The sequence below is a fragment of the Luteirhabdus pelagi genome (assembly GCF_016827595.1).
Taxonomy (GTDB): Bacteria; Bacteroidota; Bacteroidia; order Flavobacteriales; family Flavobacteriaceae; genus Luteirhabdus; species Luteirhabdus pelagi.
Genome location: NZ_JAECMS010000008.1, coordinates 1 through 14,563, shown reverse-complemented (window position 1 = coordinate 14,563; position 14,563 = coordinate 1). Strand labels below are relative to the sequence as shown.

Annotated in this window: 17 protein-coding genes; 16 read left to right on the top strand and 1 reads right to left on the bottom strand. The window is 33.3% G+C overall.

Annotation, left to right across the window (positions count from 1 at the left end; translation table 11 throughout):
• The first annotated feature begins 83 nt into the window (after nucleotides 1–83).
• The 8 genes from I4Q58_RS15055 (at nucleotide 84) to I4Q58_RS15020 (ending at nucleotide 5,515) form a co-directional block, all read left to right on the top strand.
• The gene (locus I4Q58_RS15055) at nucleotides 84–599 is read left to right on the top strand and encodes a hypothetical protein (RefSeq protein ID WP_203296737.1); all 516 of its coding nucleotides are present in this window, start codon (nucleotides 84–86) and stop codon (nucleotides 597–599) included.
• A 258-nt stretch (nucleotides 600–857) separates the two neighbouring features.
• Nucleotides 858–1,325: a hypothetical protein gene (locus I4Q58_RS15050; RefSeq protein ID WP_203296736.1), complete on the top strand. Its 468-nt coding sequence runs from the start codon at nucleotides 858–860 to the stop codon at nucleotides 1,323–1,325.
• Between the two features lie 644 nt (nucleotides 1,326–1,969).
• Entirely contained in the window at nucleotides 1,970–2,602 is a 633-nt protein-coding gene (locus I4Q58_RS15045) for a hypothetical protein (RefSeq protein WP_203296735.1), read from the top strand.
• Between the two features lie 217 nt (nucleotides 2,603–2,819).
• Nucleotides 2,820–3,113, top strand: coding sequence for a type II toxin-antitoxin system HigB family toxin (locus tag I4Q58_RS15040; protein WP_203296734.1), 294 nt, complete (start codon nucleotides 2,820–2,822; stop codon nucleotides 3,111–3,113).
• A gap of 2 nt (nucleotides 3,114–3,115) precedes the next feature.
• Nucleotides 3,116–3,472, top strand: a complete 357-nt coding sequence (locus I4Q58_RS15035) for a helix-turn-helix domain-containing protein (protein WP_203296733.1) — start codon at nucleotides 3,116–3,118, stop codon at nucleotides 3,470–3,472.
• A 177-nt stretch (nucleotides 3,473–3,649) separates the two neighbouring features.
• Nucleotides 3,650–4,585 (top strand): retropepsin-like aspartic protease, encoded by a 936-nt coding sequence (locus I4Q58_RS15030; RefSeq protein ID WP_203296732.1) that lies wholly within the window; start codon nucleotides 3,650–3,652, stop codon nucleotides 4,583–4,585.
• An 11-nt stretch (nucleotides 4,586–4,596) separates the two neighbouring features.
• Nucleotides 4,597–4,809: a hypothetical protein gene (locus tag I4Q58_RS15025; protein ID WP_203296731.1), complete on the top strand. Its 213-nt coding sequence runs from the start codon at nucleotides 4,597–4,599 to the stop codon at nucleotides 4,807–4,809.
• Between the two features lie 157 nt (nucleotides 4,810–4,966).
• Nucleotides 4,967–5,515, top strand: a complete 549-nt coding sequence (locus I4Q58_RS15020; protein ID WP_203296730.1) for a hypothetical protein — start codon at nucleotides 4,967–4,969, stop codon at nucleotides 5,513–5,515.
• A 197-nt stretch (nucleotides 5,516–5,712) separates the two neighbouring features.
• On the opposite strand, the gene I4Q58_RS15015 is transcribed toward I4Q58_RS15020, so the two are convergent.
• Nucleotides 5,713–7,104 (bottom strand): hypothetical protein, encoded by a 1,392-nt coding sequence (locus I4Q58_RS15015; protein ID WP_203296729.1) that lies wholly within the window; start codon nucleotides 7,102–7,104, stop codon nucleotides 5,713–5,715.
• Between the two features lie 154 nt (nucleotides 7,105–7,258).
• On the opposite strand from I4Q58_RS15015, the gene I4Q58_RS15010 reads away from it, so the two are divergent.
• The 8 genes from I4Q58_RS15010 (at nucleotide 7,259) to I4Q58_RS14975 (ending at nucleotide 14,317) form a co-directional block, all read left to right on the top strand.
• Entirely contained in the window at nucleotides 7,259–9,718 is a 2,460-nt protein-coding gene (locus I4Q58_RS15010; protein ID WP_203296728.1) for an Hsp70 family protein, read from the top strand.
• Nucleotides 9,719–10,416: 698 nt separating this feature from the next.
• Nucleotides 10,417–10,968, top strand: coding sequence for a 3'-5' exonuclease (locus I4Q58_RS15005; protein ID WP_203296727.1), 552 nt, complete (start codon nucleotides 10,417–10,419; stop codon nucleotides 10,966–10,968).
• Between the two features lie 309 nt (nucleotides 10,969–11,277).
• Complete coding sequence (locus I4Q58_RS15000; RefSeq protein ID WP_203296726.1) at nucleotides 11,278–11,697, top strand: hypothetical protein; 420 nt, start codon at nucleotides 11,278–11,280, stop codon at nucleotides 11,695–11,697.
• Between the two features lie 152 nt (nucleotides 11,698–11,849).
• Nucleotides 11,850–12,725: a DUF6438 domain-containing protein gene (locus I4Q58_RS14995; protein WP_203296725.1), complete on the top strand. Its 876-nt coding sequence runs from the start codon at nucleotides 11,850–11,852 to the stop codon at nucleotides 12,723–12,725.
• A 222-nt stretch (nucleotides 12,726–12,947) separates the two neighbouring features.
• On the top strand, nucleotides 12,948–13,199 hold the full coding sequence (locus tag I4Q58_RS14990; protein ID WP_203296724.1) for a type II toxin-antitoxin system ParD family antitoxin: 252 nt from the start codon (nucleotides 12,948–12,950) through the stop codon (nucleotides 13,197–13,199).
• Nucleotides 13,192–13,491, top strand: a complete 300-nt coding sequence (locus I4Q58_RS14985; protein WP_203296723.1) for a type II toxin-antitoxin system RelE/ParE family toxin — start codon at nucleotides 13,192–13,194, stop codon at nucleotides 13,489–13,491. Before I4Q58_RS14990 ends, I4Q58_RS14985 begins: the two co-directional genes overlap by 8 nt.
• 165 nt (nucleotides 13,492–13,656) lie before the next feature.
• Nucleotides 13,657–14,010 (top strand): SMI1/KNR4 family protein, encoded by a 354-nt coding sequence (locus I4Q58_RS14980; protein WP_203296722.1) that lies wholly within the window; start codon nucleotides 13,657–13,659, stop codon nucleotides 14,008–14,010.
• 1 nt (nucleotide 14,011) lies between these two features.
• A complete protein-coding gene (locus I4Q58_RS14975; RefSeq protein WP_203296721.1) occupies nucleotides 14,012–14,317 on the top strand; it encodes a hypothetical protein in 306 nt (101 codons plus the stop codon).
• The last annotated feature ends 246 nt before the right edge of the window (nucleotides 14,318–14,563 follow it).

Below are 14,563 nucleotides of genomic sequence, written 5' to 3'. Positions count from 1 at the left end.
TAAAACACCTGAAATGGTATATAAATTAACAGCGTAAATCAATTTTTAACCTGTAGCCATATTTCAGGACGTGACATGTTTGAATGAATAAACTCTATCTGAAAACAATTCTGAATCAATTGATTTTGCTATTTATCATTTTTGGTGGAATAGCAACAATACTGACTCTATACGCAGTTTTTACAAATAGTGATTATAGCTTAATATATCCAATCTTATTTACTGTTGGATTGACTTTATTCGGTACTTTAACGATGGTGATAATTGATTCCATTAAAAAATTACGTGAGAAAAATTTCTTCAGAAAAGAACCTTATGACGAGATTCGGAAAAGGACGATCGAGAAAAACATAGTTCAATATTCAAAATATGATTTCCCAAAAACACAAAGAATAATAGAACTAGAAAATGAAAAATATGCTATTGAATATTTTGATGATATTTTTAAGCTTTCAATTTCTGATGTGATTATTGTAAGAAATTTATCCGAACCAGATAATGAACCTTTCTCTATTAATTATAAAAAGAACAGATTTAGTAGAATTGATTTGATGAACAAGATCAAAAAAACAGAAAACACTACACACAACAACGTATAACGACACATGTCGCTGGTGAATTCAATTGCATTGAATTCACACAGACACGTTCCCTCCTATCTAATAATTGAAAAATGTGTAAATTGTCCAACGCGCCACGAGCGTTATACAAGACCGTTGCCATTCATTTTGAAAAAAAAATCGTGCTAACATTAAAAACCTCGACTGAAAAATTAAAAAAGTGGAGTTAATTATGGAAAACCGTAACTGAATTTTAAATGAATTGCGGAATTTTAAACCCAAAAACAAAAACGGATTATGAAAAAAATTTCATTATTGATTTTAATTGCATTTCTGACTTTTTCTTGTAGTTCATCTGATGACAATGATGATGGACAAAGCCAAACTGACCCTATTATTGCGAAATGGCAATTCGGAAAAGTAATTTACACTTACGATGACGGAACTCAAAACACAAATGAACCAACTGCGTGTGATTTACAATCAAGTTATACTTTTCTTGCGGACAACACAATTGAATTAATAAGTCTGATTCCAGACAACAACGGAGGATGCGAAGTTGAAAGCGTGAATTTTGAGTATTTTAACTGGAGTAAAATCGAGGACGGAATTTATAGAATTACCGTTAAGAATGTTGGTGAACCAGAAGAAGTCGATATTGAAAATGTCACTTTCGAAAGTAACAAAATGATTTGGACGGAGGAATTTGATAATCCGCAAACGAATGTCACCAAAATCGAGAATTATTTTACTCGACAAAATTAAAACGACTGAATTCAACTAAAACCGAGAAAAAAAACGAAATGGCAACAACGTGTATAGCTCATTGCGGCTGAATTCCTAATCGGAATTCATTGCAATTTGCTATCTTCGTTCTACGGCGGAAAATCCTCGCGGATTTCCCGCAACGAGCCATACACAAGACCGTTGGCGCTTATTGGGCGGATGCGCCACAGGCGCAAAAAATTTTGGCAGTTTCTGAACCAAATTTTGAACTCGGTCAGGCTCGGTCTCATTCAAATGGAGATTCTCAAATCTGATTTGTTGAAAAAACGTCTAATCTGAATAAATTGCAATTGAAATTGAATTCCCTTCGTTTCAATAAACTCTGAATGGATTTTGAATATGTGAGTAGAAATTGACTTGGATGCTGAAAATTGAGCGGTTCAATTGATTTCTTTGGCCAGTGCAAGGCTCCAAGTGATTTTTACCAAATCCGGTTCAGCTTGTGTTGGACCAGAATTCCGGTTGCCCAACAAGAGCCAACAATGTATAACGCAAATTGCTTCGGATTTTCCTCATCGGAAAACCCTCGCATTCGGCCAATCTCGAAAGTTTTGACTATTTTGGTCTGGGAAAAAGCGCAACATTGCGTTATACTAGACCGTTGTGCAACATTTAAGAGAAATATGAAAAGAATTTTATTGAGTTTACTTGGGATGATTTTTATTCTGAGCTGTAAAACACTCCCAAATAAAGGTTATGAAAACATTCAAGCAAATCCAGTTAAAACTCATATTGATAGTCTCAAAGTTATTCCTGAAGCAAAATTAGAACTTAACAAATTTGAGAGATTAACGCTCGGCAAGGAGGATTTGAGTCTTTTTTATTTTACGGAAGAAAGCTCTGGAAAAATAGATTCCTTTTATGAGGCTGCTCAAATTGACATAGAAAAACCTGGACTTTACATCGCTACAATCGAGTCAATTTGTTCATGTATAGGTTTCGAAAAGTTGATTTTTGTACCGATGTTAGAAATTCGAAGAAAAATAGATGACAAAAAAGTCAAAACAATCCCTCAGGGTACTGAGCTTCTTGAACCATCTTTTACGCTTTCATCACGTTTGAAAAAAACATGGCTTTTCGATGCAGAAGAAGAAGGTAGCTACTTACTATTATTCTATTCTGATAATACCAAATTGAATTCTCCACTCGGACAGCAATCCTCATTTGGATATTATGGTACTCTAACTTATAATGTATCAACCTTCAAATCCAATGTAAGTGGCGGATTTAGGGTGAAAGTTGAAAGATTGGAATAAACGTTGCACAACAACGTATAACAAGCATTGCCCTAGCGGGTTAACCATATTGAACTTCTAACAATCAAGTATCCAAATTCTAGTAATTGAATTTTAACTAAATTTATCCAACGGGCAACGACATGTTATACAATCCCGTTGGCCACAAGCGAAAAAAGAAAATTAAGTTACCATTATGGTAACTTTTTTGTTTATATTTGTATCAAATAATTGAACTTTGAGAGTAATCGCGAAGAGAACATTACGGGAATTCTGGGAAAAGCATGCTGACTGTGAACAACAGCTGAAAGCTTGGTACAGGGAGACCGAAAAAGCCGAGTGGGCGAATATAAACGAATTGAAAAAGGATTATCCAAGCGCGAGCATATTAAGGGAAAATAGGATTGTCTATAACATTAAGGGAAACAACTACAGGCTGATCGTAAAGTTCAACTTTGAGTTTCAGATATGCTGGATCCGGTTTATCGGAACCCACGCCGAATATGACAAGATTGACGCAAACAACATTTGACCATGGAAATAACACCGATTAGAAACGAAAAAGACTATCAAAAGGCCCTTGAAAGACTTGAGGAGATATTTGATTCAAAAAAGGGAACGCCGGAAGGTGATGAACTGGAGATTCTATCTATATTGATCGATCGATATGAGAACGAGACATTCCCGATTGGCATGCCCGACCCGATCGAGGCGATTAAGTTCCGCATGGAACAGATGGGAATGAAGCAAAAGGACCTGGCGGAGGTCATGGGATTCAAGAGCAGGGTGAGCGAGATTCTGAACAAAAAAAGAAAGCTGAGCCTGAGTATGATCAGAAAGCTGAGCACATCGCTTCGGATTCCGACCGAGGTACTTGTTCAGGACTATTGATCTAATTACGCCAGTGGCCAACAACGTATAACGTGTATATTGCTGGTGATGGTCAAACAATTGAAAAGTTCTACCCTACTTTAAAAAACTCCTTATCTGAAAAATAACTAACTTTAATCCCCCGCAACACAACACGTTATACAAATCCGTTGTAAACAATTTTGACAGAACCCTGAAATGAACAAGAAAGTACTATTTTTATTAATGAATTTATTTTGTTTGAATTTATTTTCTCAAACGCTTTCAATTCCAGAAACATTGGACTATATAAACTCCAACCTCCAACACGGTTCTGCAGAAAGATATTCCGTGAAATTACATAACGATGGTAAATTAGTTGTTGATGTTTTAAAACAACATCCTGCGTACAAAGATACTTATGAAAAATCTGTCAGTTATGAAATGAACGCATCTGAAATTGAAATCAATAAAGATAATAACTCAATTGAAGGCAAAGTTTTAAAGTTCAGTTGCAAAGAAAAAGTTGAAAGTGTTTTTGGAGGGTTAACAACATCCAACTGTATTTATTTGAATTGGCATGGGAGTATGGCAATTTCAGATTTTACTGTTAAAACATTTGATAGTAATAAAACAGATAGGATGTTTAATGCATTCACATATTTATTGAGCGAGATTTCCCGGAGTGACAGATTTAATCAAATAGACGATGATCCATTTTCTCCAGTGAATTTAACAAACAGAAAACCAGCCATTTCTAGTTCAAAAGCACAAGATAAAATTGCCTTAGAAACTTACGGAGGTGTTTATAAAGTTTGGATCAAAATCGGAGGTTTAGATAAACATTTTATTCTCGATTCTGGTGCTAGTGAAATTTCGTTATCGACAAACATAGAGAGAGAACTTATTAATAGTGGAATTATTAAAAAGAAAGACTACATTGAACCTGCATTATTCAAACTAGCAGATGGCTCTATAGTAAAATGTAGAAGATTAATTATACCCGAATTGACTATTGGTGATTATATAGTAAAAAACGTCAGAGCTTCGATTGGAGTATCAGATTCGCCACTTCTTTTAGGGCGTAGCTTTTTAGATAATTTCAGAAAATGGAGTATAGATAATACCACGAGAGAATTGATTCTAGAAAAATAATAAAATATAAAATGAAGCTTGCAGGTAAATCAAAAGATAACTCATCAATAACTTTAGAAAATGGTAGGCAATTCGTTGTTCATTTAGAGGATATTAAAACTGTAATGAATTGGTCAGTAGGAGCTGATTTGGAAATAAAAACTTCAGACTCCAAGCTTCCATATAATTATACTATTTTAAATCATGCGAGACAAGAAAAAATTAGAGTTGGAATATCGGAATAAAACTGTTTACAACACCGTATAACGCGCATTTGGCAATGATGGTTATGAATATTTGATTTCGTGCAGATCAAAAAAAAAACAGCTTAATTGAAAATTACGTAAATTCACCAAGCGCCAAACGCGGGGCGTTATACAAGACCGTTGGCACACATTTAAAATGAACCGAAGACGACCCAAGAAATCTAGGTTTTCAGGCACCGGGCTTATCATAGGATTTGCCTCAGTTATGCTTGTGGTGCTTCTAACCTCCTATTTTTTTGACCAAGACAATTTGGACTATGAAGAACCGAAATTTGGAATTATTCTTGACGACTCAAACTATTATTCTGAAAGTGAAATAGCTGGCTGGCATACCATTAACACAGAAAAATTTAAAATCCAGACTCCAAAAGAATTTAAATTTTTTAGAGAGAAAGGGATTGATAGCTTCATTGGAGGAATAACTGATAAAAATGACACTATTTCATTTGACTACGGATATTACTCCAGCTCATTGAATGATTTGAGAACTCCCAATTTCGACATTATTTATAAATCAATTAATGAAAGGGATTTTAAAATCATGATTGGAAAAAATGACATAAGATATATAGGTGGTTTTACTGATGATTTACCTGATGGCAATAGATTGATAATTGACTGTTCTGGATGTGCTGATCTTGAGGAAAAACTCAGAATTATTAAAACAATCGATTTCAGAAAATAAAACGTGTGCTAACAATGTTTGAGTAATTGCTTGTTCTCGCCTACCCCACGGCAGGCTCAGGGCGGTGCTTCTGAAAATCCTCTCCCTCGCTACCGCGCGAAATCGCAGATTAGGGAGAGCCAATCCGCTCGTGTGAAAAGCATTACACACTACCCATACAAAGTTGGAGAAGCTGCGAGCAGGTGAGTAATTCCTTGTTATGATTTAGGAGGGAATAATAACGGGAGTTTTTCACTCCTTATTGTTTCATTAAAATACAATTCAATCCCTCCTGTTCCATCAATAAAAATACGATCAAGTGAATCAATTATCGTGATTGTATTTCGACCTCTAAAATGAATACGGTATTTGATACATTCCTTAGAAAATTTGGGTTGAGCGATAAACCGTTTAGTCGTTGAGTTTTTTTGGTCATATTTAGTATTGAATAGAGAGAGGCTATCACCAAAATACATTCTATTTAAATAATGGGCTCCTGTATAGCCACTGCTGCCTGATTGAATATAAGTAGCGGCAGCATCTGGTGTGTCAAGCAGTGGGAAAGTGTTTTCAGTTGAAAAAAAAATTAAATCAAATGAAGAATTGTTAATAATGTTTGGGCCACGTGATAATACATCATTTGGATAAAAGCTAAATTGTCTATCCAATGGAAAGCCTTGCGGACTAGTTGGCCCAATATATTTGTAATTGGTAACCTCTTCTCTTTTAAAATCAGTAAGGTATGACGGAAATTTATCAGAGTTTTTATAATATGTAGGATAGTTTTTTGCAACCGTTTCTTTGTTATCTGAAAGCAAGAATATTTTGATAAACAGAAAACAACATAAAATAATAATGGCAACCACCAAAAAAACCATACCACAACCCCTAAGCGTTTCTCGTTTTTTTTCTTTTTCAATAACGGTTTTGGGTTCACTTCTTAGAGCATCGAAAAAATCATCAATCGAAGTAAAGAAATGAACAATACCAGGTTTATGTACCTCTTCCAATGAGTGTTTCATTGCTAAATTTTGAATCACCTCACATTTTTTGATCAAATTTTGGTCTCCCAAAAAGATTGTAATATGTTTTATTTCTTCTAATTCTTTGACTACCCCAAAAATCCCTGCGTTGACCCTCTTTTCAATAACCTTTAGCTTATCTAAAATTTTTGATTTTAGTAAAAGGATGATTTCTTCAGGAAGGTATTTGTTAAACTTTGTTATGTATAATAATCTTGAGTAGTTGTTTAGAGTAGCTGCCTCTCCAATTGCGCTTTCAAGTTCAACTTGTAAAAAATCATAAAAAAAATGCTGGATATCTTTTCTTTGGTATTTCATAACCAAAGTTTTTTCTGATTTATTGAATTTGGGTTTTTGTAAAAATATGGCTTTGGCGAGATTGGGGTTGTCTATTAAGAAATCTAGCCCTATTGGAGTTTCATGTAGCGCATTTAGGAAGTTTAATACTTGATCAGAACCTGACTGGTTTATCATTTTACTTTCCAATCGAAGCTCTTTTTCTTCAAAACTTATTTCTTCCTTAGTAAGGTCAGAAAAACGCTTCGAGAGACGTTTTTTGGAGGTAGTTAAGAATTCGTAAAAGCTCATTATTTAAAATTTGCTCAGGATCTGTAATCCAATTTACTAGAATTTTTTAAGTAGAGCCGCATACTCCAAAAAAACTTACGATATGAGTGCAATAAGACTCTTAAAAGATTTTTTGTAGACTAGAAATTGTTCACAAGATTGTATATTAGCTGTTATGAAATATATTAATGTAGGAATAGATTTGGGCACCACAAATAGTGCTATTGCAACCTATAGTAAAGGGAAAGTAATAATTCATAAAAACCCGATAAACCTAAAAGAAACCTTACCAAGTGCTGTTGCGATTAGAAAAAAAAATATAGTAGGCGATAAAGCATTGTCATTATTACAGACCCAACCTGGCAGTGTACATTTAAACTTTAAACGATTGATGGGTACCTATGACGAAAAGGCACAAAAAAAAATAGACCCTATCCAACTATCGCAAGCAGTTTTAGAGGAATTATTCCTTTTTCGAGAAGAAGATACTAATAGTGCCGTTGTTACTATTCCTGCTTCATTTGATACAATCCAAAGTAATGCAACTAAAAAGGCAGCTTATCAATCTGGTTTAAAAGAGGTGGTATTGTTACAGGAACCAATTGCAGCCTGTATAGCCTATGCCAATTCAGAAGATAGCCAATTTTCTGAGAATGACAAATGGCTTGTGTATGATTATGGGGGTGGAACTTTTGATGTCGCTCTAGTACAAATGCGCAACGGGATTCTTGATGTTATTGATCATGAAGGTGATAATTATATGGGTGGAAAAGATATCGATCAAGACATTGTACGTGATTTAATTTGTAAGCCTATTGAAGATGAGACTGGAAAGAAAAAGCTGTATGAGCAATTAGTTCAAAAAACCGACGCATCTGCGTTAAGTGCTTTTATTACATATGCTGAGGAAGCTAAAAAAATACTATCACGTCAAGACTCATATACTTTTGAAGTTTATAATAATCTATTGGATATTGATACAGAGATTACTATCACAAAAGGCAATATTGATAAAATTATTTGTAATCATTTTGATAGGAGCTACCAACTGATTGAAAAATTGTTAGAAAAGAATAACTTATCATTTGAATCAATTAATAGAATTGTATTAGTAGGTGGGACTACCTATATTCCAACCATAAGAGAACAATTAAAGCTAAGATCGCAATGTTATGTAGATACAACGATGGATCCCACAACCGCAATAGTAGTTGGGGCCGCTTATTATGCTGGATCAGTTGAGTCTATATTAAATCAAGAAATATCACATTCAATTAAGGTTAATAAGGAAAAGGAACAAATTGATTTAAAGCTTGTTTATGAAACCCAAAGTAAGGATGCTGAAGAGATAATACTGGGCAAAACAGATTCTAAAAAGGCAAAATTTTATCAAATTAAAGGTGAAGAAGGGTTTGACTCTGGTTTAAAAGAGTTCTCTTACAGGTTCAGCTCAGTTGTTCCATTAGAAAAGAAAATCGAGAATAAATTTATAGTCCAACTTTTTGATAAAAAACAACAACCAATTGGCGAATCAAGAGAGGTTAAGATATCGCAAGGTTTGTTTCGTATTAACGGTCAACCGCTTCCTGCAGACATAAGCATTGAATTGGATGGAGACAATGGCGAAACCCTACTAGAACCTATTTTTTTTAAGAATAAGATACTCCCCTTAAAACGTACTATTTACAAAAAAGCCTCAAAGAGTATTGTTAAAAATAGTGATGATAAATTAATTATAAACATCTTAGAAGGACCATCTAGAAACTCTGCGGCAAGTAATCTTACAATTGGTTACCTTGAGATTAAAAGTGAAAAAATGAATCAAGACTTGATTGCGGGGCTTGATATTCAATTAGATTTCCAAATATCAGAGTCTAGAGATTTAACAATAAATATTAGAATTCCGTCTATTGAATATTCAGATTTTCAAATCTTTACTCCTTCAAAAAATCCAATTAACTACGATAAAGTAATTGGTGAAATTAAATTTTATATAGATCGTGTTAACGAAGAAATACATGAAGAGGAAACTGCAGAAAATCGAAAATCAGTGTTAGCACAGTTACGTCAAATTCAAACCCAATTAATTAATCTTTATGGTCTTTCTATAGAAAATCGAAACGATATTCAAACTGATTTTATTTATAAAATTGATGACCAAAAGCGTAATTTAATCCAAAAATTTGATCAATTATTAAATCACCGAAATATTCTTGAAGAATTAGAATATTTAAAAGAAGTAAAATTTGCTTTCATCCAGAATGCAGAATTCGCAGACATTAAACAGAAAGCACAGTTTGAAGAATTTCTGAACAAAGAATACGAAATAATTAATAGCAATAACAAAAATCTTATAAAAGCTAAAGCAATTGAGCTAGAACAGTTATCAAAAGATGCATTTAGTAATAATCCCCAGCGGTATAAAGATATATTCTTTAATTTGATTTTAACTGTTCCTAGAAGTGATATTAAAGATGCTAAACGTTGGGAAGACTTGTCTTTAAAAGGAAGACAAGCCTCAAAAGATGACAGTCTTACAGAATTAAAACATATTATTTCAGAAATGTTGTCAATTTGTAATATTCCTAAGCAATCAGTATCGGCAATAAATAACAAGTCATTAGGTATAGAATAATTATTCCATGCTTTTTTAAATGAATGATAGCTATTCAATAATCGTAAATTGTCCTTTTCCTCAAGATTCAAACGGCCACCAAGGAGGAAAAAAAAATAACATGACTAAAACCGACTGCGAAGGTAATTTTAGCCTGTATATAAGTAATTTATAAATACATGAATTTATTTTTTTGGGAAAAAGTTCTGCAAAATGTCGAATTGATAAAGTAAAGGACAATAGATCATAGATTGGTCGTTCTTATCAATTTTGAATAAGAAACAACCATTTGGATTCGACCTTTAAAATTAATAAAACTGTGGGCAACACTGTATAAAATTAAATGAAAACTCAACTAAAATTTGTCAACTTAGGAGGATCCGACACAACTGAAATTGAATCATTAACCAAACCAATATTCAAAATAGAAGGACCGACCTACTTAAAACACGTAGGATATGAATTTTTAAAAGACACAAATGGATTTAATATAATTGAATAATAAAACGTGTGCCAACAACGTATAACGATGCATAGTGCCAAGAAGGTTAACAGTATTGAATTTCTCACAATTCTGAATTAGAAAAACCTTATCTGAAAAAAACGTAACTTACAAAACGGCACAACGCACGTTATACAAAGCCGTTGCCATTAATCTTGAAAAACAACAAATACTTATAATATAACTGAGGAATAAAACAGTTTTTTATACAAAAAATATGATTACAAAAAAAATAATAATAGTTGATTTAGAAGCTACTTGCTGGGAAGAAGATGGCGAATATCAAAAGAATAATAGTGAAATAATTGAAATAGGAATTTGCTTGCTTGATATTCAAAGCGGAAAAATATCTGAACAAAAAGGTATTTTAGTTAAACCTATGAAGTCAGAAGTTTCGGAATTTTGTACGAGATTGACTACCATAACACCGAAAATGCTCGAAGATGACGGAATTTCTCTGTCAGAAGCGTGTCAAATGATTGAAAAGCATTACAATTCGAAAGATTATACTTGGGCAAGTTATGGTGCATATGATAAACACTTTTTAAAAGAACAATGCAAAAAGTTCAATGTCAACTATCCGATGAGTGAAAATCATTTAAATATTAAGGTCGAGTTATCAAAGGAATTGAAAATGAGAAAAGGTATTGGAATGAAAAGAGCTCTGAATAAACTAAAAATACCTTTAGATGGAACTCATCACAGAGGAATTGATGATGCGAATAATTCTGCTAAAATATTGAAATGGGTTTTAAATAAACGAGGATAAAGACTAATGGCAACAACGTATATAGCTCATAGCTAATTAGTTGCTTAATCGAAGTTAAGGCATAATTGGAAAGTCGCCAAATTTTTAAATTTACTGTAGTTTCTATTTTATACTTTGGTAGCAGTAGTCCTTCGGTGGACGATTTCCAAAAAGTAAGACCTGCCTGCCGGCAGGCAGGTAGATAGTAAAATTTAAAAATCTGGCTCGTGGCTCAACCGAAAAACAATTGCTAATTTGCACGCTACGAGCCATATACAAACCCGTTGTGCACTATTTTAGAAAAATCGTTGCGCTGAATTGAAAACAGAAATGAAATTAAAAAACGAACAGTTTACAGAAGCTGGATTTATTTTTGAAAAAGCGAACGGAAATTCTCACTCGGAATACGAAAAACAAATAATTGCGGAATCGGAATTGACGAAGTTCAAACCAAATGAACTGGAACAAATTATTGTTGATGGACTGAATTCTGGAATTTATAAAAAAGAGGAGGAACGAGTTAGCGGGTATTGGAGTTTATCAAAAATTGGAAATCGAAATTTGATTCCGGAATATAGAAAATGGTTACGGACTGAACTGGAAAACGAAAATAGAATTGCAGTTTTTCAGATTTTAATTGGACTTGACCGACTTGATGAACCAGCATTTGACGAAAACCGAAAAGGACGTAGAGCGGACGAAACGGAATTGAATTTTCGAGACGGAAAAACATATTTAAATGGAAACTAAAAAACAGTGCACAACAACGTATAACGTCCATTGTGTGGAATGGTCAAGCGATTGAAAAGGATTACAAAAATCAACAACTTCTCCCCTAACTGAATAATTTGTAAATTGAAAACCACACAACGATACGTTATACAAATCCGTTATATGCAATTATGAGTAAAAGCCGTTTGATATCAATTTTACTTTTGACTTTAATAGTTTCGTCATGTATTGATAAATCAGACCATCATTCATTTGAAGAGATTCAAGGTGAGTGGATTTTACTTAACAAAAATGACAAAAAATTGCAGCATCAATTGTACGTAAGTTTCAAGGATTCAATCTGTAATTATATCACATCTTCTAGTAATTCTAGTTACTACTCAATTTCTAATGACACGTTGACCATTAACCAAAGAACGTTTTCAGAAAACAAAGAAATTCTTGAATTGCGAAAAACATTTCTATTTCAAATAGAAGAACTTAATCAAAGTGAACTAATACTTTCACCTCTAAATAATGGGTCAGCTGACTTATTCAATTCAATTTATTTTGATAATCTGGGTAGAATTGGTTTTAGACGTTTGGAACGGCAGAACAACTCTGAATTTATGAGAATTGGACTTTATAGCACCTATTGTTTCGGTAGATGTCCATCGATGTATCTCGAAATTGATAAAAACGGTTCAATCTTATTTAATGGAATTGGTCACACAGAAAAAATTGGATACTATTCAGGGAAGTTGGACTTAACGCAAATAAAAAATTTGAGAAATTGGATAAATTCGGTTGACTTATCCAAATTGAAAAAAAATTATGCCGCCTCCTATACTGACGCCCAAACAACAACTATTATTATCGAAACCTCAAATGGGGTATTTAAAACCTTGGTATATGGGTATGATGAAGAACCAATTGAATTTAGAATTTTGATTAATGAACTGATGAGAATTTATAAAGTATCAGAACTTGACTCAGATTTGCTATTGCCTGAAAAAATAGAATTTGAGGAACTATGGGCAAAGAGCAATAGCGACATAATTGATTAAAGAATTGATGAAATAACTGCATATAACAACGTATAACGCGTATTGTGTTTGATGGTCTGTCGATTGAAAAAGATGTCAGAAAACCAAACTCCCCTAGCCTAATTGAAAAAACCGTAAATTGAAAGCCAACACAACACGAGGCGTTATACAATACCGTTGGGTGTAATTTTTGAATTGACATTTTTACCAAAAATTGGTATATTTGAATAAAATTGATTTGAAATGAGTAAAAACACATCCATATCTCTCGGAAACTACTTTGACCAATTTGTTCACAACCAGGTTTCGGCCGGTCGATATAAAAACGTTAGTGAGGTAATCCGTGCGGGACTTCGACTTCTTGAGAATGAGGAAAGCAAGGTGATTGCCTTAAAAAATGCTATTCAAGAAGGAATTGATAGCGGAATCGCACATGATTTTGATCCTGATATGCATCTGAAAAAATTAAAGGAGAGAAGAAAAAAGAATGGCTGATTATAATCTGACCAACAAAGCCGTAACCGATTTGAGCGATATTTGGGATTATACTGTAAGAAAATGGTCGGAAGAACAGGCCGATAGATATTATGGAATGCTTCTCGAGAGTTTTCAGGATATTGCTGACAATCCAGATCTCGGAAAAAATTATAGCGGAATAACATCTGATTTATTTGGACTTAAGGCCAATAGGCATATTATTTTCTACAGGAAACTGATTGGGGAACCAATTGAGATAACAAGAATATTGCACGGCCGAATGGATTTAAAGAAAAGAATCAAGGAGTAAAACTACACCCAACAACGTATAACGCGCATTTGGCGCGTTGATGCTTATACTTGTGAAAATTCCGATGAATGTTCAAAATACAGCTTAACTGAAAAAAACGTAATTTTAAAGACCGCAAAACGCACGTTATACAAAACCGTTGTGTGTAATTTGATAAAAATCCCTATGGATAAATTAATTGAATTAGAAAAAAGACTAAGGATAAGCTTACCTCTGATTTATAAAAGATTCTTTTTAGAATGTGAGAAAGCCATTCCTAAAAATTTGATAGGAACGGATTTATATAATCAAAGAAGTGATTTAAAAGAATGGGCTTTAGAATTGCTTGAAGAAGATAATGCTGAAAATTTTCTGACTGAAAAAGATTTCGTTTTTATGATGCACCAAGGTTATATGTTTTGGTATTTTAGAGCAAACGGAACAGAAAATCCAAATGTATTTTATTATCGAGAAATGAGTTTAGAACCAGACAAGCTTACTGATTTAAAAACTTTTCTAACTGAATATCCAAAGATTTAAAATGCTGACTAGAGAGCAAGAGAATATTGTTATTGAGAATCTGCCCAAATTGCTGAATGAAGAAGCAGTTGAAATGCCTCATATCATGTTGAAGAAAATAGGGTTTTGCGAGGAACATATAGAAGAAGTAATGGAAGCTATTACTTCTGCAAATGCTAGGTTTAATTTTTACAAGGCAGGAATGAAACCTAAACAATTCTCTGGAGATTATGAAAATGACAGAATATTTAAAGCAACGTTAGGTTTATTGATGGGACCAAAGACGACTTTAAAAAATCATGTTTTAAAATTATTAAAACTGAGATAAAAACTACACACAACAACGTATAACGCTCATTAAGCGATGTTGGTTAATTGCATTGAATATCCTACAAGTTAATTTCAAAAAAAACTTATCTGAAAATTACGTAAATTACAAAACCGCTTAACGAGAGGCGTTATACAAAACCGTTAGCTGCACGCCTAAACCGAATTTTGATGAAATTTATTTACTCAGTATTCCTATTATTCACTCTAGTTCAAAGCAAAACATATAATTTGACTGGTGAATATT

Coding starts and splice junctions, on each gene's coding strand:
- I4Q58_RS15055 (WP_203296737.1), top strand. CDS start 84: ATGAATAAACTCTATCTGAAAACAATTCTGAATCAATTGATTTTGCTA.
- I4Q58_RS15050 (WP_203296736.1), top strand. CDS start 858: ATGAAAAAAATTTCATTATTGATTTTAATTGCATTTCTGACTTTTTCT.
- I4Q58_RS15045 (WP_203296735.1), top strand. CDS start 1,970: ATGAAAAGAATTTTATTGAGTTTACTTGGGATGATTTTTATTCTGAGC.
- I4Q58_RS15035 (WP_203296733.1), top strand. CDS start 3,116: ATGGAAATAACACCGATTAGAAACGAAAAAGACTATCAAAAGGCCCTT.
- I4Q58_RS15030 (WP_203296732.1), top strand. CDS start 3,650: ATGAACAAGAAAGTACTATTTTTATTAATGAATTTATTTTGTTTGAAT.
- I4Q58_RS15025 (WP_203296731.1), top strand. CDS start 4,597: ATGAAGCTTGCAGGTAAATCAAAAGATAACTCATCAATAACTTTAGAA.
- I4Q58_RS15020 (WP_203296730.1), top strand. CDS start 4,967: ATGAACCGAAGACGACCCAAGAAATCTAGGTTTTCAGGCACCGGGCTT.
- I4Q58_RS15015 (WP_203296729.1), bottom strand. CDS start 7,104: ATGAGCTTTTACGAATTCTTAACTACCTCCAAAAAACGTCTCTCGAAG.
- I4Q58_RS15010 (WP_203296728.1), top strand. CDS start 7,259: ATGAAATATATTAATGTAGGAATAGATTTGGGCACCACAAATAGTGCT.
- I4Q58_RS15005 (WP_203296727.1), top strand. CDS start 10,417: ATGATTACAAAAAAAATAATAATAGTTGATTTAGAAGCTACTTGCTGG.
- I4Q58_RS15000 (WP_203296726.1), top strand. CDS start 11,278: ATGAAATTAAAAAACGAACAGTTTACAGAAGCTGGATTTATTTTTGAA.
- I4Q58_RS14995 (WP_203296725.1), top strand. CDS start 11,850: ATGAGTAAAAGCCGTTTGATATCAATTTTACTTTTGACTTTAATAGTT.
- I4Q58_RS14990 (WP_203296724.1), top strand. CDS start 12,948: ATGAGTAAAAACACATCCATATCTCTCGGAAACTACTTTGACCAATTT.
- I4Q58_RS14985 (WP_203296723.1), top strand. CDS start 13,192: ATGGCTGATTATAATCTGACCAACAAAGCCGTAACCGATTTGAGCGAT.
- I4Q58_RS14980 (WP_203296722.1), top strand. CDS start 13,657: ATGGATAAATTAATTGAATTAGAAAAAAGACTAAGGATAAGCTTACCT.
- I4Q58_RS14975 (WP_203296721.1), top strand. CDS start 14,012: ATGCTGACTAGAGAGCAAGAGAATATTGTTATTGAGAATCTGCCCAAA.